The following is a 24,261-nucleotide window of genomic DNA, read 5'->3' on the forward strand; positions in this document are numbered from 1 at the left end:
CCAGAACAAACAAATACATCTCCTAAATCAGTGGCTAATTACAATAAGCATAAGGTGTGTAATAGAAATTAAGCTATGATATTTTTGAGTGAAAACTATAGTAGTGACACTCAGTTATTAAAAATGGACAGATCTAATTAAAGAGGATATATGTCAGAAGAGCAGCAACCCAAAACAGAGAATGAAAAAACTCAACTGACTCAGCCGCTTAAAAAAGGGCTGGAAAAAGGGATACATGGTGGAAAAAAGGCCATCGGTATTGGGATAAAAATCAGTAACTTTATTACTAACATCCCTTTTATTGCACATCTTATTCGTGCCGCTGAACGTTTTACTGACAGAATGGGAAATCAGTTTGGTGCCGCTATTACCTACTTTTCATTCTTATCATTAATTCCTGTATTAATGCTTTCCTTTGCTTGTGCGGGTTTCGTTTTAGCCTCAAATCCAGATTTACTCGCTAAATTAATTACAGGTGTCGCAAATAGCATTGACGATCCAACGCTTGCTTCCACAGTTCAACAAAGTATTGATACCGCAGTTCGCCAGCGTACCACCGTGGGTTTAACCGGTTTAGCAATTGCACTTTATTCTGGTGTTAATTGGGTAGGTAATTTACGTCAAGCTATTTTGGCGCAATCACGCTCCGTTTGGGAAAGAAATAAAGAAGAGCAAGAGAAAATCTATTTTCGCTACTTTCGTGACTTTTTAGCATTAATTGGCTTACTTTTTGCGTTAATTGTCACTATTACGCTGACTTCTGTGGCAGGTTCAGCCCAAAGAATGATTGTTCATACATTGGGATTAGACGGTATTGAATGGCTAACACCAGCATGGACAACCATCGGCTTAACTATTTCCATTACTGCAAACTATTTACTCTTTTTATGGATATTGTGGATCTTACCTCGCCATCAACCAAAACGAATTTCGCTTATTAAAGGCACACTTATCGCTGCCATTGGTTTTGAAATATTGAAATCTGTTATGACATGGATGCTACCGAAAATCGCAAGCTCGCCTTCAGGTGCCGCATTTGGTTCAGTGATAGGTTTAATGGCTTTCTTCTACTTTTTTGCCCGATTAACACTCTTTTGTGCGGCGTGGATCGCCACTGATGGCCCAAATATGCGCAAAGAACAGTTGTCTGAAGCGCAATCAACATCTTAACTTTATGATAAAACTATATGGTTAATTCCCTGCATTAACCGCCTATAAATAACGTAATAAGGAAAAACAATGCCATACGTTAATATTAAAATTACACGCGAAGGTGCAACCGCAGAGCAAAAAGAACAACTCATTGCGGGAGCAACACAACTTTTGGTTGATGTATTAGGCAAAAACCCAGCAACTACCGTTGTAGTGATTGATGAAGTTGAAACGGATAACTGGGGAATAGGCGGTAAAACAGTAACAGAATTACGAGCAGCAACAAAAAGTAAATAGAGAATTTCTGCAATATAAATAAAGGGTGCCAAGTACACCCTTTTTGCTGATTTATTTTCCTGACAGATAAGGAAGTAACTATGGTTCAATCAATGACTGATGCTTTTAATGCCTTACCTTCAGCAAGTGCTATCTATATTACAGGTGCAGGTATTCCATACCCTTTTGGTATGGCGCACGGATTTGCCGATGAAAGTACCCAGAAAAAATTAACTGTAGATACGCCTTTTCGAATCGCTAGTAATACAAAAACCTTTCTCGCAGCCGCTTTTTTACGTTTATGGGAACAAGATGCTCTATCCCTTGATGATGATATAACTAAATATTTAAGTGCTAATTATCAACAGACATTATTAGAGCTAGGGTATGATCTTAAAACTATTACATTACGCCATTTATTAAGCCATAGCAGTGGTTTATTCGATCATGCAAATGAAGCTTACCTTGAAGAGGTGATTAAAGATCCCTCTCATAAATGGACACGAGAAGAGCAAATAGCGCGCTATGCTCAACAAGGCTTTCCCATTATTCCTGCTGGAAAACGTTTCATTTATTCGGACACAGGATATATTTTATTAGGTGATATTCTTTCTCAGTTTATGAGAAAAAATATGGCAACCGCCGTTCGTGATTTATTGCATTTTCAAGATTTAGATCTACCACAAACGTGGTGGGAAGATTTAGAACTACAACCTAAGCATCCTAAAGCCCGTGCTAGACAATTTACAGGTGAACACGAAGGTACTCATATTGATGCTTCAATGGATGCTTTTGGCGGTGGCGGGCTTGTGATGACAACCCTTGAGTTAGCTAAATTTACAGCTGACCTCTTCGAAGATAGAGTTTACTTGCATCCATCAACCTTAAAAGAGATGAAATGGCAAGGTTCACATACAGGTGCTGAAAATTATCGTTTAGGTTTAATGGCAGAAGAAACTGACCTAGGCACACTTTACTATCATCTTGGTTATTGGGGTTCGGTAGCTTATTATTTACCTGAAAAACAAATCGCTATTGCTGGCTTTACAACCCAAAAAAATAACCGTGAAGATTTGATAACCATTGTTAAAGAAGCGTTTAAACGCCTTTAAAATCAAAAAGCCAAAAATGTATCAATAACACTTTTGGCTTTTTGTTTATTTTACAGCTGATATATTTTCAATATCAGCCTATCTCTGTTTTATTACGGCTTTTTCGCCGGTGTTGTTGCTACCGCTGGAGTAGTTACTGGATTAGTTACCGCGGGAGTTTCAACGGTTTTATTTGGTGTCGCATTAGTTGCAACAGGTACAGGTGTATTTGCCGTTTCTGGATGAACTTGCTTTTCAAATTGAATACGCAATTCGCCTAAATTTACCGTTGGTGTTTCACCACTTTGCGTTAATACAAAAGTAATATCTTCAGATAAAACTCTTGAAAGCTCCTGATTTAATGTCTCTTTTGTTAAACCAGCTAAAAATGCTTGGCGTAAACGCTGATATTGTTCAGGTGGAATATCAATAATATTGCTTTGTTGTGATAACAGACGCTGGTTAATTAAAATAGCCGTACTGGTTTTTGCATAACGCGCAAACAACTGAGTTAATTGAAGTTGTTTTTCTTGTTGTAGCTCTCGGTATAACTCATCGCTGATACCTTGGTTACGCAAGCGCCCCAATTCTTCTCCCACCCATGATGCCAATGCAGGAATATGCGTTGTGGCAGTATCAATATTTAAAGAACAACTTGCACGCTGGTATTGTACTCGGCAATCAATGTTAACTTGAGTACTGTCGTTTTCCTTACGTTGTTCAAGACTACGACCTAAATGCACAAAAATAACTTCGCGAGCTAAATCACTTAACCAATATTTATTTAACGTGTCAGAGTCTTTTACTGGCGACCAGTCTAAATCCCAAATTAAAGCAATTTGGTCTTTTGCACGCATAGGCTCTTGCACATATAACGTTTCAGGTTTCATATCGGCAAGAACAGGCACTGGAACTGGTGTTACACGCTTTCCTGATAACGGTGAAAAAGCCTGATTAATACTTTCAGTCAACACTCTATTATCAACATTACCTGCAACATAAAGTGTCATCATATCTGGGGTATACCAACGTTGTTGATAATCTGACAGCTCTTTAGTATTTACAGATTGATTAACAGGTTTGCCCGGATTGTGACCTTTTAAATTAGAGCCTTCAAGACGTGAGCGCCAGATAGGATCTTCAATATTAAGAGGAAACGTTGCAATCGGAAGTGGCGATTGAACTGCGTTACGAACCGCATCTTCAGTATATTGTGCTGGTTTAGCAATATCTGCTAATAATGCAAAAGCATCCTTTAACAGCTCAGGCTGGTTATTCGGTAGACTTAGATTATAAACAGTAAAATCGTATGAAACGATCATTGGAGGCAACGGATAGTCAGGATCTAACGCATTTTTCCATAGATTATCGCGTTTCTCTGGCGTTAAACCTGTATTTTCCAAAACGTTGAGTTTGGACACCAAGGATGAAAAACCCGTTTCATTGCTTTTTTCTGATAAAGAGCCAGTATTGACTAATAAACGGATTTGTATTCTATCATTTGGGCGTTGCGGTGTTTGTAAGATTTGCCACTGAAAACCATTTGCTAGTCGCCCTTCTTGCCAAGCCGGATCAGGCTGTAAAGCTTCCGCTTGAGCTTGGCAAATAACAGCGCCGAACATAACGCTTCCCAATAAAATTCGTGTCATTACACCCTGCATGTGAACCTCTGTTGTATTAATCCTTGGTATTAAACCACTTATGAGGTTTAACAATAAGCGCCAAAAGACATGTTAGATGTTGGATGTCTATTTTTTGTATTATCATTCTTTATCACCACAGAAACATGAAATGGAATCACTACAGTGATTAGACTCATTATGGCGTAAGAAGGTTCAGACCTTCGGCAATTTTTGATCAGATTTTTGATGATTATATCCTTTAACCAGCAAACCAATCTCATCATCACAATGTGATTTTGGACAAGATAACGCTGAAACTTGGCTATCTTTATTGAGGGTGACGGCGATTTGGCGCAAAGGTTTTACAACAATACGATTAATACACCAACTAATAGCAACCGTCAGAATAAGCCCCATCAACAGATATGTTGTTAGCATCAAGGCAACAGTATTACTAGCAAAACGATAAAAACGATTTGTGTCAGCCTGTAAAATGAGATGACCACTATAGGACTTATCATCTGTTGAAGTAATACCTAATGGCTGTAAAGGGATAACAGCTTCAACGGGAATACCAAAAAGCCAACTTGAGAATTCAGAGACCTCTTTCTTAGGTGCAAAATCTAAATTCATCACTTGCACATTTTCGGGTTGCATGACAATCGCTTTACCCAAAATACCCGTCGCTTTTAGTGTAACAATCTGTTGTTTAGCATCATTCAAATCTGAACGTAACAATGCATCAGCAAGTGGTTGCTGGATACTGACACCCGCATTAAAAAGCTGATTTTGATAATCTTCACGACGTTGATCTATCAAATAAACAAGTTGAATACTGATAAAAATAGCAATAGTCACCAACGTAACGCCCGCAACAGCGGCCATTTGTTTTATTGTTAATGAATGTTTAAGATGAGGTTTCATCGTTGCTATTTCCAATATACATGTCTGAACAGAGTGATTATACTGTATTTTTGTGATTATGTATCACTCTCAATAAAGAAAATAACGTTATAAAAAGCGCCTATCCATTAAAATGAAAGTAGATAAATATATAATTATTGTTATTTGAGTATAGTTATAAGATAAACATAGTAAAATAAAAATAAAATCTTACTTTCTCTAGGTTATTTACAATAAATCTACTTTATTTTAATGAAAAGATACAATTCACTAAAGAACACTAGAACATATAAAATTAAACGCTATTAAACTCTTAATTTAAAGTTAAAACACAATACCAAGCTCAATATATTTCTTAGTGAAAAATATTATCCCTCTTTAATATTATTGAAGTTTATATTTTAAAAAAACAATATAAATATAATACTCTATATCTATAAAATCATTATTAGATTATTTAGTTAAGATTAATTAAATATTATTAATGAAAAAAATAAGAACAATATAAATCAATATATTGTTCTTATTTTATTAGATAAATTTATTTTATTTAAACTATCGCGTTATCTTGCTCCACCGCAAAACAAGCAATAAGCTGACCATTATACGCTTTTAATGTTGGCTGTAATTGACTACATGGACCAAATGCACGACGGCAACGAGCAGCGAAAGCACAACCCGGTGGCGGATTTAATGGGCTTGGTAATTCTCCCGTTAATTTAATACGCTCTCGTCTTAATTCAGGCGTCAATCTTGGTGTTGCTGATAATAATGCCTGTGTATAAGGATGTTGTGGATTTTCAAAAATTTGAGCTTTTGTTCCTTTTTCTACACAACGCCCCAAATACATTACAATAACTTCATCTGCAATATGCTCAACAACCGAGAGATCATGGGAAATAAAAACATAAGAGAGTCCCATATCTTGTTGTAGATCCATCATCAAATTCAGTACTTGAGCGCGAACTGATACATCCAGCGCAGAAACAGGCTCATCGGCTACCACAATGTCTGGATCAAGCATCAAGCCACGCGCAATAGCAATACGCTGACGTTGACCACCAGAAAACATATGTGGATATCGGCTATAATGTTCTGTTTTCAACCCCACTTTAGCCATCATTGATAATACTTTTTCTTTACGCTCAGTGGCATTCAGTGTCGTATTAATCAATAAAGGCTCTTCTAAAATTTGTCCGACTTTTTTACGCGGGTTCAATGATCCATAAGGATTTTGAAATACAATTTGTATCTTTTGGCGACGTAGCTTCTCAGCCGATTTATCTTTAATTAATAGATTTTGCCCACGATAAGACAGTTCGCCTGAAGTAGGAACCTCAATCATCGTTAATAATCGACCTAATGTGGATTTACCACATCCTGACTCACCAACAACAGCCAAAGTTTTACCACGTTCTAACTCAAAAGAGACACCATCAAGGGCTTTAACTGTTCTCTCTTTTGAAAAAAGCCCGCCTTTTACGCTGTAGTACTTCGCTAAATTAACTGCTTTTAATAAGGGAGTTGATACATTTGGATTAACTTCAGCCATGGGTAGGTCTCCCTGCATTATCTAACGGTGTATGACATTTCACACGATGCGTTCCTAGTTCTCTTAATTCAGGCTCTATCTTATAACATTCATCATGAGCATATGGGCAACGTGGATTGAGTAAGCAACCTGTTGGTCGATCATAGCGTCCTGGTACAACGCCCGGTAACGATGCTAATCGCGCTTTATTACTCGCGAACTCAGGAAGCGCTCTTAATAATGCTTGAGTATAAGGATGGCGAGGCGCTTTAAAAATTTCTGATGCTTTTCCGGATTCCACCACTTGCCCCGCATACATCACAATAATGGTATCTGCGGCTTCTGCCACTAATGCTAGATCATGAGTGATCAACACTAGCGCCATATTTTCTTGTTTTTGTAAATCGAGCAAAAGCTCTATGATCTGAGCCTGAATAGTTACATCCAGTGCAGTGGTTGGTTCATCTGCAATTAATAACTTAGGGCGACAAGCGATCGCCATTGCGATCATCACACGCTGGCTCATTCCTCCTGAAAGCTGGTGTGGATAAACATCTAAGCGAGAAGCTGGATCAGGAATACCCACCAGCGTTAAGAGATCGATAGCACGTTGTTTACGTGTTTTACGACTTCCTCCTTGATGGACTTTTAACGCTTCCATAATTTGATAGCCAACCGTAAAACAAGGATTTAAGCTTGTCATTGGATCTTGGAAAATCATCGCAACATCAGCACCGACTAAATTACGTCGCTCTGATTCAGAGATTTTCATCAGATCTCTACCATCAAAATAAAGCTCTTGTGCGCTTACTCGTCCGGGAAAATCAATAAGCCCCATAATCGCTAATGAGCTGACTGATTTACCTGAACCTGATTCCCCTACGATCCCGACAACTTGCCCTTCTTCAACTTGATAGCTAATTCGGTCTACCGCTTTAAACGGAGTATCTTCATCACCGAAGTGAACAGATAATTGATTTATATTTAGTAATGCCATGTTCTTACTCCGTTACTGCTTTAATTTCGGATCAAGCGCATCTCGTAAACCATCACCCATTAAGTTAAAGGCTAATACGGTAAACAAAATTGCCAAACCAGGAAACGTCACAACCCACCATGCACTTTGTGTAAACTGCAACACATCAGATAACATGGTTCCCCATTCAGGTGTTGGTGGTTGCGCGCCCATACCCAAAAAGCCCAATGCGGCCATATCTAAGATTGCATTAGAAAAGCCTAAAGAGGCTTGAACAATTAAAGGTGCAAGACAGTTAGGTAAGATATTGATAAACATCTGACGCAGTGAACCCGCGCCCGCGACACGAGAGGCAATCACATAATCGCGATTAACTTCAATTAAAACAGCAGCACGAGTCAATCGAACATAATGTGGTAAGGCAACAAAAGTTAACGCAATAGAAGCATTAACAATAGAAGGGCCAAAAATAGCCACCAAGACTAACGCTAATAATAAACTTGGTAATGCCAGCATAATATCAACGACACGCATAATGCCGATATCCACCAGCCCACCAAAATAGCCTGCTGCCAGCCCTAGAATAATTCCTAAGATAAGTGATAACACGACAACAATACATCCCACCAATAATGAAAGGCGAGCGCCAAACATTAAGCGAGAAAGAATATCGCGACCAACATCATCAGTACCTAGAATAAATTGCCAGCTTCCCCCTTCTTGCCAAACAGGAGGTGCTAATAAGAAATCACGAAATTGCTCATTAGGGGCATGAGGTGCAAGAAAACCTGCCAGTAATGCAATAAGCAACATAATTACAATATAGATTAACCCAACAACGGCACCTTTATTTTGTTTAAAGTAATGCCAAAATTCTTGGAAGGGCGTCATGGGAGCCGGTGCACTGATGACCGGTGTTACTTTATTTTCAGTCATTATGCATTCCTTATTTTTTATGGCGAATACGAGGATTCACAATGCCATAAAGAACATCAACCAACAGATTGACAAAGATAATCATCGTTGCAATTAAGAGCACACCACCCTGAACAACGGGATAATCGCGTCGTTGTAAGGCATCAATCAACCAGCGTCCTAATCCCGGCCATGAGAAAATAGTTTCAGTTAAGATTGCACCCGCCAGCATTGTTCCAACTTGTAATCCAATAACGGTGACAACAGGTAACATTGCATTGCGTAATGCGTGGATAAGAATAACGCGAGCACGGCTTAAACCTTTTGCTCTAGCAGTACGAATATAATCTTCGCCTAATACTTCAAGCATCGAAGAACGCGTCATACGCACGATAACAGCTAAAGGAATGGTTCCTAATACAATGGCAGGTAAAATGATGTGATGAACTGCATCTAAGAAATCCCCTTCCTCACCCCAAACAAACGTATCAATAAGCATAAATCCAGTGAGTGGATTACTGTCATCTAAAAAGACACTATCAGCCAGACGCCCTGATACAGGAGTTAAGTCTAATTTCACAGACACTAACATGATAAGCATAATTCCCCACCAGAAGATTGGCATGGAATAGCCCGCTAATGACACACTAATTGCCGTATGATCAAAGATAGAACCACGTTTTACCGCAGCCAAAACGCCAACAGGGATCCCAACCGAAACCGCAAAAATCATGGCGCAAACGCCAAGTTCTAAAGTGGCTTTAAAGCGAGGTAAAAATTCATCCCATACAGGAATGCGGCTTTTTAATGAGATACCTAAATCACCATGTAAAATGCCATTTAGGTAATTGATATATTGTTGCCATAAAGGCTTATCCAGCCCCAACTCAGCCATTAAATAGGCATGTCGCTCTGGAGAGAGTCCACGCTCACCCGCCATAATCATTACCGGATCACCGGGAATAAGATGAACGAAAATAAACGTCAGTAATGTAATTCCGATAAACGTAGGGATCACAAGTCCCAAACGTTGAAGGATAAATTGCAGCATATCCTAATTCTCTTTTCAAACATCAGCTAAAAGATAGCGCTGATAAATCAGGGGAGAAAGTCCCCTGCGCTCACAGTGTACTGAATGTATTCGTTATTATTGAATAACGGTGTCTTTTATAAAAAAGACACCGTACTTAAAGCAACCCAACGATTAGGTATTGCTATTATTTAAGAGAGACATTCTCGAAGTGATGTTTGCCTAATGGATCAACCACATAGTTTTCTACTTTTTTACTCACTGGCTCATAAACAGTCGAGTGAGCAATAATCAGAGCAGGTGCTTGATCATGCATAACAACTTGAGCTTGTTTGTAAAGTTCAACACGCTTTTCATGATCGGCGGCAACTCGTGCAGGCTGGATCAGATCTTCAAATGGCTTATAGCACCATTTTGAATAGTTCGATCCTTGCTCTTTTGCTGCACAACTAAATAGCGTAGCGAAGAAGTTATCTGGGTCCCCGTTATCACCAGTCCAACCCATCATGACTGCTTGGTGTTCGCCAGATTTAGCACGCTTGAGATATTCGCCCCACTCGTAACTTACAATTTTGGTTTTAACGCCAATTTTTTCCCAATCCGCTTGTATCATTTCAGCCATACGGCGGGCATTTGGATTATAAGGACGCTGTACTGGCATTGCCCATAAATCGATAGTAAAACCATCTGCAAGACCAGCTTCTTTTAGCAGTGCTTTCGCTTTTTCAGGATTATATTCATAATCGACGACATCATCGTTATAACCCCACATTGTAGGAGGAATGAGGTTTTTCGCCTTCTGACCTGCACCTTGATAAACCGCTTCAATAATGGCGTCTTTATTTACCGCCATACTTAATGCTTGGCGAACTTTTTGGTTATCCAGTGGTTTTTTCTCAACGTTAAAAGAGATATAACCCACATTTAAGCCTGGTTGTTCTAACAGATTGATATCGCTATTTTGTTTCATCTTCGCAATATCAGCAGGATTAGGGAAAGGCATTGCCTGACACTCACCTTTTTGCAGTTTTGCATATCGTACAGAGGCATCAGGTGTAATAGAGAAGACTAAACGGTCAATATCTGGTTTTTTACCCCAATATTGGTCGTTGGCTTTATAAAGAATACGAGAATCTTTTTGATATTGCTGTAATTGAAAAGGTCCTGTGCCGATAGGATCGAGATCCACTTTCTCAGGTGTACCTGCTTTCATCATATTATCCGCATATTCAGCAGATAATATGGATGCAAAGTCCATTGCCATATCAGCAATAAAAGGTGCTTCTGAGCGAGTTAAAACAAAACGAACAGTATGATCATCAACTTTCTCGATTTTCTCGATCATGTTGTTCATATCCATACCAGAGAAGTATTCATAACTTCCGCCAGAGACTTTATGGTAAGGATGTTTGGGGTCCATCTGACGCATAAACGTATACATCACGTCATCCGCATTAAATTCACGCGTTGGCTTAAAGGTTTTACTGCTATGCCAATTCACGCCTTTACGCAAATGGAAGGTATACACTTTGCCATCATCGCTTACATCCCAGCTTTCAGCTAAGCCCGGAATAATTTCTGTTGTACCCAGTTTAAATTCAACTAAACGGTCATAGATAGGCACTGAACTTGCATCATAAGTTGTTCCAGAGGTAAATAACTGAGGGTTAAATCCTTCAGGTGAACCTTCAGAGCAATACACCAATGTTTTCGCCTGTACACCCGCAGAAACAGCGAGTGCGAGCAATCCAATAGTCGCGGTCAAAATTCCTGTCTGTTTTTTGGAGCTTTTCATCATTACTCTCCGAAATTGTTCTGTTGTGTTTTGGTTTCCTATTTAAAAACGGAATACCTTTTTATTTTGTCATTGTTCAATTAACCAACTGTATTCCCTTACGTCAATAAGGTGTTAGAAGGTAAAAAGAACAAGTTATAAACACAAATGAAACGAATATCGAACAAACACAGAATAAAAAAATAAGTCTCTGACCAAAATCTAGTCAATAAAACCACACATTAAGAAATCATTAAGTGAAATGACTGTTTTAAAAAAAGCCATAATTTGTGATTAACCGCTTAAATATTGAACGAATATTTTGAAATGAAACAAAGAACTTGGTGCTTTATTCTGTTATGGAAGAAAAATAATTACCTTGCTAGAGGATCCTGATTTTAGTTTTAATCAGGCAAATAGAGTGAAAAGTATCAATTTTTAGCTCTTAACAAATCACTTAACTAGATAAGGCGATTAGATTCAGTCTGTTATTAATAATTTTCATGCTTTTATAGTGAAAAATTTATGTTCGTTCAACATTCTCAGACGTTCCATCCTCAATAAAAAGAAAGTTGAACAAAAAACTGAGCGGTTTCTTTAGATTATTAATAAGACTTTTATAAAATCATTTAAGGATAAAACAACTTTATTGAGCAGACTAAATCCAAAGCTATTTCTAGCCAATATTTCTCTTAATTTGGAAAATATTTCCATGGTCCTCTGTTTCTGACCAGAATGGGAATTTGGAATGCAAGATAGAGATGAGATAGAAGTAAGATGATCGAGAGGAAACACCCTTTATGGCGAAATCAAAAAATAAGCACAAGGTGTTTTGGTAACGCTAAAACGACAAAACCCCGCTTTAAAAGCGGGGTTTCTTAATATGGTCGGCGAGAGAGGATTCGAACCTCCGACCCACTGGTCCCAAACCAGTTGCGCTACCAGGCTGCGCTACTCGCCGAAAACGAGGTGCATCTTACTGCCAGAAACCCACTCCGTCAATACTTTTTTAGTATCTCCTGACTGTTCGTATGGTTTTCAATCAAAACGGTTGATTTTTAACTTTTTATCATAAAAAAGAGGTGATTTTTAGCGTTATTGTAACAAGCTCCCCTCTCTTTCTTCGTTTTACTATGGCTTTCTTTACGTTATCCATAAAACATGAAAAAAAATAACAAATTTATTCTTAATTATTATCGTTTAATTAGTGTACTTTTTATATAATTACATTATGTCGAATAAGGTAGGTAGTTTAGAGAATGAAACAATGTTGGTGGGGTGTCGCATTACTTTTATTGTCAATCACACTTCCAGCTCAAGCATCTACAGCTCATGCTTGCCGAGTGTACTTTAAAGAAGCGGATAGATTTATTCATTACATTTCTCAAAGAGAAGATCTAAAACATAATATGCCGGAGATTAAGGCTAACTTCGAGCAAAGCAAAAAGCAGATAATGACAGCGCCTTTGGCAGAACAAAAAGTAATATGTGACAAGGAAATGCAAGAACTTAATAGTTTGAATAAAATGTTTGGCCCTAAAGAAGAAACAGCGCTAAATAAATAAACAGATAATGACTAAATATAATTACTTATTTATTTTTATTATTTAGTCATTAACTTGATATTAATTCTTATTTTCATGATTATTATTCACAGTGGTGCTTTCCAATCTTTTTATACGCTCTTTAGGTGAATTATCACTTTTATCATCACTCTGAGTATAATAATCATAAGGTAATAATAAAGTATCTAATACGGCACTAAAAGGAAGATCAAGAACAACCAATGGTTTCATTGCCCAGCCAGTTTCATCATCTTTTAGCATGGTCATATTATTTTTTGTGCCTGAATAAAGTTCTTTATTCGGACCTGCATGAGTCATAACACTTGAGCAACCGGTCAATAATGTCGTCAAAAATGTGACTAATGTTAAATTTTTACTTGTCGTTCTGAATATCATAAGGCACCTATAAAACGAGATCCGTAGTCAACGCTTTTTATCATATAGTTAAACCTGTTTTCTCTTACAGGACAAGAGAAAGATGATATAAAAAAGCTTAATTTTTCAGTCATTAAATAAATAATTCTAGTGTGCGAAAGTTTCACTTTATCTAATTAAAAAAAACATAATAATATTATTAACTATTATGTTTACATGATATTAAAATTCAACCTTCATTATTTTAAATAAACGCTTTAACGCTATATTTATCTTTCTTGTTTTTTTGATCTCTATATATGTTGAATCTGTGCGATAAGACACAGCGACTTTCATTATTCTTTGCCAAAATAGGTTTATCGTTTTAGCTCAAATTTTCTCATTTTTATTTTTGGGTACAGGATCTTTTTTATGAGTGATATTGCATTAACAATGGTGATGTTGTCATTAGCAGGCGCTCTAGGTCTTTGGATTGGCAATATCAAAATTTATCGAGTCAGCCTAGGAATAGGCGGTGTTCTTTTTGGTGGAATTATTATTGGCCACTTTGCTCAGCACTATAACTTCTCTCTTAATGCACAAACCCTTCATTTTATTCAAGAATTTGGGCTTATTCTTTTCGTTTATACTATTGGTATCCAAGTCGGCCCTGGTTTTTTTTCCTCATTACGTGTTTCGGGCTTAAAGCTAAACGCTTTTGCCATATTAATTATTCTTCTTGGCTCCATCATAACCGCGTCTATTTATCGTCTATTTGATGTTCCTTTGCCGATTATTTTGGGTATTTTCTCAGGTGCTGTTACCAACACTCCTTCTTTAGGTGCAGGACAACAAATACTGACAGATCTGCATGTTGACCCAACATCGGTAGGGCAAATGGGAATGGGCTATGCCATGGCTTATCCTATGGGGATTTGTGGCATTCTGCTAGTAATGTGGCTTATTCGGGTGCTCTTTAAAATCAACATTGATGAAGAAGCAAAAGCTTTTAGCAATCAACAACACAGCACTAAAGATGCACTACATACCATTAATATTGCGATTAAAAACCCCAATTTAGATGGCTTATTAATGCAAGATATTCCTCTGCTCAATGAAGATGCCATCGTCTGCTCCCGTTTAAAGCGCGGAGATAATATTATGGTCCCAATGCCATCAACGATTATTCAGTTGGGAGATTTACTGCATATTGTCGGTTCAAAAGAAGATCTCAATAAAGTACGGCTAGTACTTGGTGAAGAGGTCGATGCTTCACTTTCAACATCAACAAATTTGCTGCAATCAGTGCGGGTCGTTGTCACGAATGATTCTGTACTCAGTAAGCGTTTAAAAGATTTGGATCTGAAAAGAAAATACGATGTTGTAGTGACTCGATTGAATCGCGCAGGTATCGAACTTATTCCAAGCAATAATAGTATGTTGCAATTCGGGGATATTCTTAATGTCGTTGGGCGCCCAGAATCTATTGAAGCCATTACAGTCCTGTTAGGTAATGCTCGTCAGAAATTAGAACAAGTTCAAATGCTCCCTGTGTTTATTGGTATCGGCTTAGGGGTTTTACTTGGCTCTATTCCTATTTTTATTCCCGGTATTCCTGTGGCACTTAAACTGGGGTTGGCAGGTGGTCCCCTTGTGGTTGCCTTAATTTTAGGGCGTATTGGTACCTTGGGTAAACTCTATTGGTTTATGCCTCCAAGTGCGAACTTAGCATTGCGAGAACTGGGTATTGTCATGTTTCTTGCGGTGGTAGGGTTAAACTCTGGCGGTGAATTTGTTGAAACATTAATTAATGGTCAAGGCTTGAGTTGGATTGGCTACGGTATTTTAATTACGTTATTACCGTTATTCATTGTCGGTGTGATAGCTAGAGTCTTCTTTAAACTTAATTATTTAAGCCTCTGCGGAATGTTAGCTGGCTCTATGACCGATCCCCCTGCATTAGCCTTCGCAAACTCAATTCATAGCTCAAGTGGCGCTGCCGCGCTTTCCTATGCCACAGTTTACCCTTTAGCGATGTTTTTACGCATCATAACACCACAATTAATGGCACTTATTATATGGACTTTGTAGTAAAAATAATAAATATATTAAATAGTTGAACCAAATTTGTTATCAAAATCCACATTTGGCTTAGCAGAGGGATAATTAAGGCAATGAATGGCTCCTATTTAAGCCATAGATTTTATAAATATCTGTTTTAATAGTTCTCGTGCTAAGAAATTTAGATTGAGACGGATTGCTAAATTTTTAGTAATCAATTTCTTTCCGTCAAACTTATGCTCAAAAGTCCTCGTTATTGTCTTTGCCCCTTCTTCTCGCTGAAGGGGCATTTTTATTAGATATTCACTGGCTGATAGATATTCTCGATTTCTTCAGCCAGAATTTTTATTCCTTTCTCAATCAATTCAGGCTCCGGTACGTAATTCATTCGCATACATTGATGAGCGTGATCCCATGAATCTTCTAATCCTGGAAAGAAGTAATGTCCCGGCACCATTAATACACCCCGTTTTTTCAAACGACGATAAAGCTCTTCACAAGAAACAGGTAAATCTTTAAACCAAAGCCATAAAAAGATTGCACCTTCAGGCTTATGGATAAGACAACGGTCTTCAGGTAAATAGCGGCGAATAATATGAATAGTTTCAAGTACTCGTTGATGATAGAAAGGTCCTATCACATCTTGAGATAATCGCATTAAATCATCGCGTTTTAGCATTTCTAATGCCATTGCTGGCCCTATTCCACCGGGTGCGAGGCTAATAATGCTGTTAACATTTGTAATGGCTGAAATCAGCTCTTCATTGGCGATAATAATGCCACAACGTGCGCCCGGTAAGCCCAACTTAGATAGGCTCATACAAAGGATTGTGTTGCCATTCCAGCGAGGTGTTGCTTGAGTAAAAATAATCCCCGGAAAAGGAACACCATAAGCATTATCGATAATCAGCGGAATATTGTGCCGTTTAGCTAAAACCTCTAGTTTTTCAACTTCATCATCGGTAATCACATTACCCGTTGGATTTGTTGGTCTTGAAACACAAATAGCTGCAATATCATCACCAATTTCAAGATGAGCAAAATCAACATGGTATTTGAATTGCCCATTTGGCAACATTTCTATAGTTGGCTTATTCGCAACAAAGAGATCTTCTTCTAATCCAGAATCTGTATAACCAATGTATTCAGGGGCAATGGGGAAAAGAATTTTACGTTTTTTGCCATCCTTGGTTGTGCCACCTAATAAATTAAACAGATAGAAAAAGGCGCTTTGGCTGCCATTAGTTAATGCAATATTTTTCGCCGAAATATTCCAGCCTAGCTTTTCTTTTAAACATGCCGCTAACGCTTGTAACATGGCATCTTTACCTTGCGGGCCATCGTAGTTACAAACCGCATCACTTAATGAGCCATTTTCTGTCATCTCTTTAAGTAATTGGCGAAAATAGTTATCCATTTCAGGGATATGGGCAGGATTTCCGCCCCCAAGCATCACAGCGCCATGAGTGCGTAAACCTTCATTTAAATCTTGCATCAAGCGAGCAATGCCTGAATGTTGAGCAAATTTTTGCCCGAATTGTGATAATTGAGTCATCTTTGCAGGTATCTTCTATGTTGCTTTCTCGTTAAGAAATACCATACCGCGAGCTTTAATCTGCATCAATAGTTATAATCGAAATGATAAAATAGTAATATTAATACAGATTTAAATATTGAAATATAAAACTAATAGTTTCTTATTTTAAAGATAACTCAACGCATATTTTACTTTTTATTGGTGTTTTCACTCTCTCCCTGGCGACAAAAGCAAGAGAGAATATGGTCATTTACCATCCCAACCGCTTGCATAAAAGCGTAGCAAGTTGTTGTGCCTACAAATTTAAAGCCTTTTTTCTTTAACATTTTTGCCATTTTATCTGAGATTTCAGTGGATGCAGGTACTTGGGATATATCATTCCACTGATTAACAATGGGTTTATTGCCAACAAATTGCCAAATAAACTGACTAAAATCTTCACCTTGTTCTTCCATTGCCATAAAAATACGTGCGTTATTAATAATGGCGTTAATTTTTCCTTGATGACGAATAATAGCGGGATCTTGTAATAGAGTTTCGACATCTTTCTCTGTCATTTTGGCTATTTTTTCGGGTGAAAAGCCTAAAAAACAGCGGCGATAGCCTTCTCTTTTTTTAAGTACCGTATACCAAGACAGCCCGGCTTGCTGGCCTTCAAGACAGATCATTTCGAAAAGCTTGTATTTATCTCGTTCCGGTTTTCCCCATTCATTATCGTGATATGCCAGATATTCAGGATCATTAGTTACCCAATCGCAACGCTGTTTACTCATTCTCTGATTCCTTGTTATCAATAACTTTCAATAGCACCACTTATATACTGTATAAATATACATGTAAATAGGTGAAAAAAATTCAATCTAATTCTTTGAGCATAGTCATAAACTCAATTGAGGAATTATTTTTTTGATCGAGGGAAATTTGCCCGCATTCCTTGCTGTATATCTTTCGTCTAGAAGGTATACTGAAACCTTTCTTTTTATTCTATGTATCGCCATGCGGATATAACATGCAAAAGTTTGATACCAAAACCTTTCAAGGTCTTATCCTGACACTGCAGGATTACTGGGCTAGCCAGGGCTGTACCATTGTCCAACCATTAGATATGGAAGTGGGTGCAGGCACATCCCACCCAATGACTTGTTTACGAGCATTAGGTCCAGAGCCTATTGCTGCGGCTTATGTACAACCTTCTCGTCGTCCAACAGATGGGCGTTACGGCGAAAACCCTAACCGCTTACAGCACTATTACCAATTCCAAGTTATCATTAAGCCATCACCTGATAATATTCAGGAACTGTATCTTGGCTCCTTAAGAGAATTAGGTTTAGACCCAACAATCCATGACATTCGTTTTGTGGAAGATAACTGGGAAAACCCAACTTTAGGTGCTTGGGGCTTAGGCTGGGAAGTTTGGCTCAACGGCATGGAAGTGACGCAGTTTACCTATTTCCAACAAGTAGGTGGATTAGAGTGTAAACCTGTTACGGGTGAGATCACTTACGGTTTAGAACGTCTTGCCATGTATATTCAAGGTGTTGATAGCGTTTATGACTTAGTTTGGTGTGATGGCCCATTAGGTAAAACCACCTATGGTGATATCTATCATCAAAACGAAGTTGAGCAATCAACCTATAACTTTGAATACGCAGACGTAGACTTCCTGTTCTCTTGCTTTGAGCAATATGAAAAAGAAGCTCGTGAGTTGTTAGAGTTAGAAAAACCTCTGCCTTTACCTGCCTATGAACGTATTTTAAAAGCAGGACACACCTTTAACTTATTGGATGCACGTAAAGCTATCTCTGTGACAGAGCGTCAGCGTTATATTTTACGTATCCGTACTTTAACCAAAGCGGTTGCTGAAGCATATTATGCTTCTCGTGAAGCGCTTGGTTTCCCTATGTGTAAAAAGTAAGAGGCTATCATGACAACTGAGACTTTCCTCGTGGAAATCGGCACAGAAGAATTACCGCCGAAAGCGCTTCGTTCTTTAGCCGAATCTTTTGCTGCTAATTTTACTGCTGAACTGGATAACGCAAACATCACTCATGGTGATGTATCTTGGTTTGCAGCACCCCGCCGTTTAGCGATTAAAGTCGCTAATATGGCAAAATCACAAGCAGATAGAACCATCGAAAAACGGGGTCCTGCGATTGCTCAAGCATTTGACGCTGATGGTAAACCAACCAAAGCAGCTGAAGGTTGGGCAAGAGGTAATGGCATTACTGTTGACCAAGCAGAGCGTTTATCAACAGATAAAGGCGAATGGTTATTTTATCGTGCAGAAGTAAAAGGTGAAGCTGTTAACCAATTACTGATTGGCATGGTAAGCAATGCATTATCAAAATTACCAATTCCAAAATTAATGCGCTGGGGCGATAAAGAAACTCACTTTGTACGCCCAGTTCATACGGTCACCTTATTATTAGGTGATACTGTTATTGATGGTGAAATTTTAGGTATCCAAAGCGATCGCATCATTCGTGGTCACCGCTTTATGGGTGAAGCTGAATTCACTATTGATAATGCAGATCAGTATCCTGAAATTCTTTATGAGCGCGGAAAGGTGATTGCTGATTACGAAACGCGTAAATCAATTATTCTTCATGATGCTCGTCTTGCGGCTGAAAAACTTGGCGGTATCGCAGATTTAAGCGATAGCTTAGTCGAAGAAGTCACTTCATTGGTTGAATGGCCAGTTGTGTTAACAGCAAAATTTGAGGAAAAATTCCTTGAAGTTCCTGCTGAAGCGCTGGTTTATACCATGAAAGGTGACCAAAAATACTTCCCTGTTTATGACAAGCAAGGCAAATTGTTACCTAACTTTATTTTCGTCACTAATATTGAATCTTCTGATCCACAACAGATCATTAGCGGTAACGAAAAAGTGGTACGTCCTCGTTTAGCTGATGCTGAGTTCTTCTTCAAAACTGACCGTAAACAACGTTTAGAAGACAACTTACCACGCCTTGAAACCGTATTATTCCAGAAAGATTTAGGTACACTGCGTGATAAAACTGACCGTATTCAAGCATTAGCTGGCTTTATTGCTGGCAAAATGGGTGCTGATGTTAATAAAGCAACCCGTGCAGGTTTACTGTCAAAATGTGACTTAATGACCAACATGGTGTTCGAATTCACAGATACCCAAGGTGTTATGGGTATGCATTATGCGCGTCATGATGGTGAAGCCGAAGAAGTCGCTGTTGCATTGAAAGAACAATATCAGCCCCGTTTTGCAGGAGATGAATTACCTTCTAATCCTGTTGCTAGCGCCCTCGCTATTGCAGAGAAAATGGATACGCTTGCAGGTATTTTCGGTATTGGTCAACATCCTAAAGGGGATAAAGATCCGTTTGCTCTGCGTCGTGCATCACTGGGTGTTTTACGTATTATCGTTGAGCAAGATTTACCGTTAGATATTGAAGAGCTGACACAAGAAGCGGTTCGCCTTTACGGTGACAAACTGACTAATAAAAATGTCGTCAGTGATGTGGTTGAATTTATGTTAGGTCGTTTCCGTTCTTGGTATCAAGAATTGGGTTACAGCATTGATACGATTCAAGCTGTATTAGCACGTCGCCCAACACAACCTGCTGACTTCAATGCTCGCGTTAAAGCGGTAACTTATTTCCGTACATTAGAAGAAGCCTCTGCATTAGCAGAAGCTAATAAACGTGTTTCTAATATCTTAGCGAAATCGGCTAACGTAAAACTGAATGACACTGTTTTAGCTTCCGTCTTAAAAGCACCAGAAGAAGTTCAATTAGCGGCTAATCTTTCTGTATTACAAGATAAATTAGCACCATTATTTGCAGAACGTAAATACCAAGAAGCATTAGTTGAACTGGCTTCATTACGTGATGTAGTCAATAACTTCTTTGATAAAGTCATGGTAATGGATGAGGACGAAGCAGTTCGTATCAACCGTTTAACCATGTTAAGTCAATTGCGCGAATTGTTCTTAAAAGTCGCGGATATTTCTGTTTTACAATAAGCTGTAAGGCTCAAAATACGTAAACCGGCATTGTGAAAGCAATGCCGGTTTTTTTGTTCATTTCTAATCGTTGTAGTATAAAAAATATTCATTTACACAGAAAATGAGTTAGAATCCTATAAAGATCTGGCAAACGATCTCTTCAGTGCAACTAAAAATAAAATAGATAAGATGATTGCACTTGGCCTTTTAACGGAGGTTAAACATGACTGATAAAATGAAAGAAATGCTGAAATTTGCACAAGAGCTGGAAGTTGCGGGAATAACCGATGGAGAGTCTGCGAAACGAATTGCTGCAAGAATGAAAGCCAAAGAATTAAAAGAAAAATATGCTCACCTGACTCCAATGAGTGGTGAAGATATAAAAAGAATTCGTGAACAAAATAATATTTCACAATCTTCTCTTGCTTTAATACTAAATATGACAAAAGAGAGTGTATCAAAATGGGAGCGAAATGAAATTAAACCCAACGGCGCTGCTCTGAGACTCTTGAATTTAATAGACAATAAAGCAATTTCAATCTGAAGTTATTTCTACCACTATTTATTAACTGATAAACCGGCATGGTAAAAATAATGCCGGTTTTTTTATCAAATCTCATTATTTTTACTTGAGTTATCTTTGAGGGGATGATGAACAAGCTCCATAATTCTTATCGATTCTCTATCAATGATATTCACAATAATATGTAATAAATCATCAATATTTTCTGCATGAAAAGATTCAATTTCAGTTTCTATCTCAATAGGAAAACCATTTATTTTACTAAAACTATAACCAAATAGTATAAATCCAGACTCATCACTTAAATTTACTTTATCGATATAAATAAGCCTTTCACTATTAATAAATTTAGGGCAGTAATGATGATTGTCTTTAAATAATATTTTTATTTTATTATTAGTGATCATTTCTAGTTTTTCGATAACTATACTTATCTTATTTTCTATTTGCTTTTTTATATCAATGATAGAAGATGCTCTATCTAATGAAGCCTTTATCTTTTCAAAAAAATTACTTTCATCGTTCATGTGAAATCCTACAAAATATTGGGTAATGATCAAATTTTTTAAAGAAAATATTATCTAGGCAGTGATTATCATCATTTAGTATCCGATAAAAATCAATCTTTTCGAGATCTAACTTAAAACAATCTTCTTTCCCATATAAAAATGATGAAGAGAAAATCATTTGATCAAACACATACCATCGACTCATTGATGCTGAATTATAATAATATGTACCTAAATTATTTGTTTTCTTATCAGACAAAAGATACCAAAATGGGTTAAATAATAATTCTCTTTTCTTCTTTATTATATGGTAGTCTCTCGTTGCATATAATGTATTAATCATTGCATCAGAATAAGGCTCTGTATTATAATCTCCCATGCAAATAATTTGAGCATCTTTGCCTTTATTCTCAAATAACTTATCAATACTATTCCTCAACTCTTGGGCGGCGATACGCCTAACTTGATCATCAGCACTGAGTACTGATGGCCAGTGTGATAAAAAGAAGGTGATCATTTTTTGATTTTCAATCTCTTTAAATACAACACTCACACCGACTCTTATTGTTCTATTATCAGGTTGAAGCTTAGTTAAATATTTACTTGAGATAAACTCTAATTTACTCATTTTATACATTATAGATATATCAATAAATATACGTCCTATTCTTCCTGATAAATCAACGTATTCCATATCTAATTCGCAAGCTAATTGTTTAAAATCTAGGTTTTCTTTTTTAGAAATCTCACAAAGTGCCACTATATCCAATGTTCTTTTTTCTATCATTCTCCCAAGATATTTTTTTGCTAACCCAATATCTTCTATATTTATTTTCTTACTTGATCTGATTGGTGGAGATAATCCCATATTCCACCAGCATAAATTCAATTCCATTTTTATATATTATTCCATTAATAATAAATTACTTTTAAGTATTGTTCGTTATTATCTTACTAAAGTTTATTAATTTAGCACAACAAATAAAAATAGAAAAAACAATAAAATAAATCAAAACAAATAAATATTTTAATTCATATTTAAATTATTAGTTTTTTATTAAACTAGAAGGTATCTTATTATTTAAGATACCTTCTCAATCTATAGCAACGTTTTACAACCCAGTCTCTACTGTAAATATCTGGCGATAACCCTCAACATCACGCATAAATGCAATATAGTGGTCATCTGGAGAGAATACGACAGCGTCACTACTTGGTGCTTGTGCTGTTTTTTCTGTTAATCGAGTTAACTCACCCGTTTTCACATTACATAACATCACGCTATTATCACAAATAAAGGTGAGATATTGTCCGTTACTATTCCATGTAAAGGCTGACTGAATATCCCAATCTTGCGAGGTGACTTGCTTTATTGCTTTCGTACTTGGCGATACGGTATATAACTGCACAATACCGTTATCATCTTTCATTAAAAAAGCAATCGCATCGCCTTGTGGAGAGCTTCTTAACCAGTGACGAGGCTGATTTAAAACACCTGCATATTTTCTATTTGCTGTATTTGTTAGGCGAACTTGATGAACCCCTTTAGCCACTGCTGGCATTGTTGTATCAGTTCCTGCTAATGGTTTATCACCTTCAATGCTAAAAGCGTGATTATCATCAGGTAAATCCACTAAGAAAATATCAGAAACTTTATCGCCCTTTTCACTCACAGTATCGCCGATAAATGCAATAGCCCAGCGTTGTTGTGAACCATCAGCCTTTGTATAACCTTGGGTACCAATCCAACACTCTTCATAAGCTTTATTAATTTCGTCGCTTCCCTTTTGTGGATGCGCCACAGTTTGACTTATCACGGTACAGAAGTATTCACCATCATATTCACGAGGATGTTTTTTAGTGACATTAACCGCTTTAAGAGGTACAGCAACAGCCACATTACGTTGATCATATTCGCTCCCTAATTCGTGCATAATATGATCATTATAAGTAAAGCTTAAACGAGTACCGTCAGGGCTAAAGACATGAACATGCGTGCCGCCACGTAATGCACCCGCTTGATAAGGTGAAGTCAATGAACACGCATCAATATTAAATGCACGATTGTTTTCTGACTCATCAACAATCACACCACGACGATGATGAAAATCATAATGCCATTCATTATCTGGATTTTCTGGCCCATGAATAAACGCATAACGCACAGGCTCTGTTGGGCTTACGGTCACAACGCCTGCATGTGCCCCTTGTGTTGCTGTGTAAATTATCTGTTGCTGTTTTGTTTTCGCATGAATTTTTTCTATGGTTAGACCTGTAAAAGATCCCCCATTGGGACGTACATCATAGACTAACCACTGGCTATCTGGTGTCCAAACATTTATATTAGTTAGCTGATGATGACGGCTATCAAACGTAATCTGGTGTTCCTGAAAAGACATATTTATCCTTATCGGGAAATAAATTTCCACATTATAAAAACTAATTAATTATACCTGGCACTAA

General features: G+C 37.5%; 21 protein-coding genes and 1 tRNA gene. 8 read left to right on the forward strand and 14 right to left on the reverse strand.

The window, feature by feature from the left end; genetic code table 11:
• Nucleotides 1–150 precede the first annotated feature (150 nt).
• The 3 genes from yhjD to BTA34_RS15495 all read left to right on the forward strand — a co-directional run bounded on the left by yhjD (nt 151) and on the right by BTA34_RS15495 (nt 2,540).
• Nucleotides 151–1,170, forward strand: a complete 1,020-nt coding sequence (gene yhjD / locus BTA34_RS15485; RefSeq protein ID WP_151436319.1) for an inner membrane protein YhjD — start codon at nt 151–153, stop codon at nt 1,168–1,170.
• Nucleotides 1,171–1,239: 69 nt separating this feature from the next.
• Nucleotides 1,240–1,449 carry a 2-hydroxymuconate tautomerase family protein gene (locus BTA34_RS15490; protein WP_006534633.1) on the forward strand — a complete coding sequence of 70 codons (210 nt, stop codon included), beginning with the start codon at nt 1,240–1,242 and terminating at the stop codon, nt 1,447–1,449.
• Between the two features lie 80 nt (nt 1,450–1,529).
• A complete protein-coding gene (locus tag BTA34_RS15495) occupies nt 1,530–2,540 on the forward strand; it encodes a serine hydrolase domain-containing protein (RefSeq protein ID WP_151436320.1) in 1,011 nt (336 codons plus the stop codon).
• Between the two features lie 92 nt (nt 2,541–2,632).
• On the opposite strand, the gene BTA34_RS15500 is transcribed toward BTA34_RS15495, so the two are convergent.
• The 8 genes from BTA34_RS15500 to BTA34_RS15535 form a co-directional block, all read right to left on the reverse strand.
• Nucleotides 2,633–4,168 (reverse strand): M16 family metallopeptidase, encoded by a 1,536-nt coding sequence (locus BTA34_RS15500; RefSeq protein WP_265576113.1) that lies wholly within the window; start codon nt 4,166–4,168, stop codon nt 2,633–2,635.
• Between the two features lie 186 nt (nt 4,169–4,354).
• Nucleotides 4,355–5,065: a HAMP domain-containing protein gene (locus tag BTA34_RS15505; RefSeq protein WP_151436321.1), complete on the reverse strand. Its 711-nt coding sequence runs from the start codon at nt 5,063–5,065 to the stop codon at nt 4,355–4,357.
• A 529-nt stretch (nt 5,066–5,594) separates the two neighbouring features.
• Nucleotides 5,595–6,596, reverse strand: a complete 1,002-nt coding sequence (gene dppF, locus BTA34_RS15510; RefSeq protein WP_151436322.1) for a dipeptide ABC transporter ATP-binding subunit DppF — start codon at nt 6,594–6,596, stop codon at nt 5,595–5,597.
• A complete protein-coding gene (gene dppD / locus BTA34_RS15515; RefSeq protein ID WP_151436323.1) occupies nt 6,589–7,572 on the reverse strand; it encodes a dipeptide ABC transporter ATP-binding protein in 984 nt (327 codons plus the stop codon). Before dppD ends, dppF begins: the two co-directional genes overlap by 8 nt.
• 12 nt (nt 7,573–7,584) lie before the next feature.
• Complete coding sequence (dppC, locus tag BTA34_RS15520) at nt 7,585–8,487, reverse strand: dipeptide ABC transporter permease DppC (RefSeq protein WP_069369576.1); 903 nt, start codon at nt 8,485–8,487, stop codon at nt 7,585–7,587.
• A gap of 10 nt (nt 8,488–8,497) precedes the next feature.
• On the reverse strand, nt 8,498–9,517 hold the full coding sequence (gene dppB / locus BTA34_RS15525) for a dipeptide ABC transporter permease DppB (RefSeq protein WP_151436324.1): 1,020 nt from the start codon (nt 9,515–9,517) through the stop codon (nt 8,498–8,500).
• 166 nt (nt 9,518–9,683) lie between these two features.
• On the reverse strand, nt 9,684–11,291 hold the full coding sequence (dppA, locus tag BTA34_RS15530; protein ID WP_151436325.1) for a dipeptide ABC transporter periplasmic-binding protein DppA: 1,608 nt from the start codon (nt 11,289–11,291) through the stop codon (nt 9,684–9,686).
• Nucleotides 11,292–12,154: 863 nt separating this feature from the next.
• A tRNA-Pro gene (locus BTA34_RS15535) sits at nt 12,155–12,231 on the reverse strand.
• 298 nt (nt 12,232–12,529) lie between these two features.
• On the opposite strand from BTA34_RS15535, the gene BTA34_RS15540 reads away from it, so the two are divergent.
• Entirely contained in the window at nt 12,530–12,835 is a 306-nt protein-coding gene (locus BTA34_RS15540; protein ID WP_151436326.1) for a DUF5339 family protein, read from the forward strand.
• A gap of 60 nt (nt 12,836–12,895) precedes the next feature.
• Here BTA34_RS15540 and BTA34_RS15545 read toward each other — a convergent pair whose 3' ends face one another.
• Nucleotides 12,896–13,231: a YceK/YidQ family lipoprotein gene (locus BTA34_RS15545; RefSeq protein WP_151436327.1), complete on the reverse strand. Its 336-nt coding sequence runs from the start codon at nt 13,229–13,231 to the stop codon at nt 12,896–12,898.
• A gap of 390 nt (nt 13,232–13,621) precedes the next feature.
• Here BTA34_RS15545 and BTA34_RS15550 point away from each other — a divergent pair, with 390 nt between their 5' ends.
• Nucleotides 13,622–15,280, forward strand: a complete 1,659-nt coding sequence (locus BTA34_RS15550) for a putative transporter (protein WP_151436328.1) — start codon at nt 13,622–13,624, stop codon at nt 15,278–15,280.
• 265 nt (nt 15,281–15,545) lie between these two features.
• Here the strand turns inward: BTA34_RS15550 and BTA34_RS15555 are convergent, their stop codons facing one another.
• Both BTA34_RS15555 and BTA34_RS15560 read right to left on the reverse strand, forming a co-directional pair.
• Nucleotides 15,546–16,805, reverse strand: a complete 1,260-nt coding sequence (locus BTA34_RS15555) for a valine--pyruvate transaminase (RefSeq protein WP_151436329.1) — start codon at nt 16,803–16,805, stop codon at nt 15,546–15,548.
• A gap of 170 nt (nt 16,806–16,975) precedes the next feature.
• Nucleotides 16,976–17,560 carry a DNA-3-methyladenine glycosylase I gene (locus BTA34_RS15560; RefSeq protein ID WP_151436330.1) on the reverse strand — a complete coding sequence of 195 codons (585 nt, stop codon included), beginning with the start codon at nt 17,558–17,560 and terminating at the stop codon, nt 16,976–16,978.
• A gap of 236 nt (nt 17,561–17,796) precedes the next feature.
• On the opposite strand from BTA34_RS15560, the gene glyQ reads away from it, so the two are divergent.
• From glyQ to BTA34_RS15580, 3 genes are all read left to right on the forward strand, one after another.
• Nucleotides 17,797–18,702, forward strand: a complete 906-nt coding sequence (gene glyQ, locus BTA34_RS15565; protein ID WP_151436331.1) for a glycine--tRNA ligase subunit alpha — start codon at nt 17,797–17,799, stop codon at nt 18,700–18,702.
• Nucleotides 18,703–18,711: 9 nt separating this feature from the next.
• Nucleotides 18,712–20,784 carry a glycine--tRNA ligase subunit beta gene (gene glyS / locus BTA34_RS15570; RefSeq protein ID WP_151436332.1) on the forward strand — a complete coding sequence of 691 codons (2,073 nt, stop codon included), beginning with the start codon at nt 18,712–18,714 and terminating at the stop codon, nt 20,782–20,784.
• Nucleotides 20,785–20,989: 205 nt separating this feature from the next.
• Nucleotides 20,990–21,310, forward strand: coding sequence for a helix-turn-helix domain-containing protein (locus tag BTA34_RS15580; protein ID WP_151436333.1), 321 nt, complete (start codon nt 20,990–20,992; stop codon nt 21,308–21,310).
• 65 nt (nt 21,311–21,375) lie between these two features.
• Here the strand turns inward: BTA34_RS15580 and BTA34_RS15585 are convergent, their stop codons facing one another.
• From BTA34_RS15585 to BTA34_RS15595, 3 genes are all read right to left on the reverse strand, one after another.
• The gene (locus BTA34_RS15585) at nt 21,376–21,816 is read right to left on the reverse strand and encodes a hypothetical protein (protein WP_151436334.1); all 441 of its coding nucleotides are present in this window, start codon (nt 21,814–21,816) and stop codon (nt 21,376–21,378) included.
• The gene (locus BTA34_RS15590; protein WP_151436335.1) at nt 21,806–22,693 is read right to left on the reverse strand and encodes an endonuclease/exonuclease/phosphatase family protein; all 888 of its coding nucleotides are present in this window, start codon (nt 22,691–22,693) and stop codon (nt 21,806–21,808) included. The genes BTA34_RS15585 and BTA34_RS15590 overlap by 11 nt, the downstream gene beginning before the upstream one ends.
• A gap of 217 nt (nt 22,694–22,910) precedes the next feature.
• Nucleotides 22,911–24,197 (reverse strand): DUF3748 domain-containing protein, encoded by a 1,287-nt coding sequence (locus BTA34_RS15595; RefSeq protein ID WP_151436336.1) that lies wholly within the window; start codon nt 24,195–24,197, stop codon nt 22,911–22,913.
• Nucleotides 24,198–24,261: the final 64 nt, after the last annotated feature.

The sequence above is a fragment of the Proteus sp. CD3 genome, from assembly GCF_008808075.1.
GTDB classification, from domain to species: Bacteria; Pseudomonadota; Gammaproteobacteria; order Enterobacterales; family Enterobacteriaceae; genus Proteus; species Proteus appendicitidis.

What these genes read in the sequence shown, in the direction of transcription:
- yhjD (WP_151436319.1), top strand. Translation starts at nt 151, where the DNA reads ATGTCAGAAGAGCAGCAACCCAAAACAGAGAATGAAAAAACTCAACTG.
- BTA34_RS15490 (WP_006534633.1), top strand. Translation starts at nt 1,240, where the DNA reads ATGCCATACGTTAATATTAAAATTACACGCGAAGGTGCAACCGCAGAG.
- BTA34_RS15495 (WP_151436320.1), top strand. Translation starts at nt 1,530, where the DNA reads ATGGTTCAATCAATGACTGATGCTTTTAATGCCTTACCTTCAGCAAGT.
- BTA34_RS15500 (WP_265576113.1), bottom strand. Translation starts at nt 4,168, where the DNA reads ATGACACGAATTTTATTGGGAAGCGTTATGTTCGGCGCTGTTATTTGC.
- BTA34_RS15505 (WP_151436321.1), bottom strand. Translation starts at nt 5,065, where the DNA reads ATGAAACCTCATCTTAAACATTCATTAACAATAAAACAAATGGCCGCT.
- dppF (WP_151436322.1), bottom strand. Translation starts at nt 6,596, where the DNA reads ATGGCTGAAGTTAATCCAAATGTATCAACTCCCTTATTAAAAGCAGTT.
- dppD (WP_151436323.1), bottom strand. Translation starts at nt 7,572, where the DNA reads ATGGCATTACTAAATATAAATCAATTATCTGTTCACTTCGGTGATGAA.
- dppC (WP_069369576.1), bottom strand. Translation starts at nt 8,487, where the DNA reads ATGACTGAAAATAAAGTAACACCGGTCATCAGTGCACCGGCTCCCATG.
- dppB (WP_151436324.1), bottom strand. Translation starts at nt 9,517, where the DNA reads ATGCTGCAATTTATCCTTCAACGTTTGGGACTTGTGATCCCTACGTTT.
- dppA (WP_151436325.1), bottom strand. Translation starts at nt 11,291, where the DNA reads ATGAAAAGCTCCAAAAAACAGACAGGAATTTTGACCGCGACTATTGGA.
- BTA34_RS15540 (WP_151436326.1), top strand. Translation starts at nt 12,530, where the DNA reads ATGAAACAATGTTGGTGGGGTGTCGCATTACTTTTATTGTCAATCACA.
- BTA34_RS15545 (WP_151436327.1), bottom strand. Translation starts at nt 13,231, where the DNA reads ATGATATTCAGAACGACAAGTAAAAATTTAACATTAGTCACATTTTTG.
- BTA34_RS15550 (WP_151436328.1), top strand. Translation starts at nt 13,622, where the DNA reads ATGAGTGATATTGCATTAACAATGGTGATGTTGTCATTAGCAGGCGCT.
- BTA34_RS15555 (WP_151436329.1), bottom strand. Translation starts at nt 16,805, where the DNA reads ATGACTCAATTATCACAATTCGGGCAAAAATTTGCTCAACATTCAGGC.
- BTA34_RS15560 (WP_151436330.1), bottom strand. Translation starts at nt 17,560, where the DNA reads ATGAGTAAACAGCGTTGCGATTGGGTAACTAATGATCCTGAATATCTG.
- glyQ (WP_151436331.1), top strand. Translation starts at nt 17,797, where the DNA reads ATGCAAAAGTTTGATACCAAAACCTTTCAAGGTCTTATCCTGACACTG.
- glyS (WP_151436332.1), top strand. Translation starts at nt 18,712, where the DNA reads ATGACAACTGAGACTTTCCTCGTGGAAATCGGCACAGAAGAATTACCG.
- BTA34_RS15580 (WP_151436333.1), top strand. Translation starts at nt 20,990, where the DNA reads ATGACTGATAAAATGAAAGAAATGCTGAAATTTGCACAAGAGCTGGAA.
- BTA34_RS15585 (WP_151436334.1), bottom strand. Translation starts at nt 21,816, where the DNA reads ATGAACGATGAAAGTAATTTTTTTGAAAAGATAAAGGCTTCATTAGAT.
- BTA34_RS15590 (WP_151436335.1), bottom strand. Translation starts at nt 22,693, where the DNA reads ATGGAATTGAATTTATGCTGGTGGAATATGGGATTATCTCCACCAATC.
- BTA34_RS15595 (WP_151436336.1), bottom strand. Translation starts at nt 24,197, where the DNA reads ATGTCTTTTCAGGAACACCAGATTACGTTTGATAGCCGTCATCATCAG.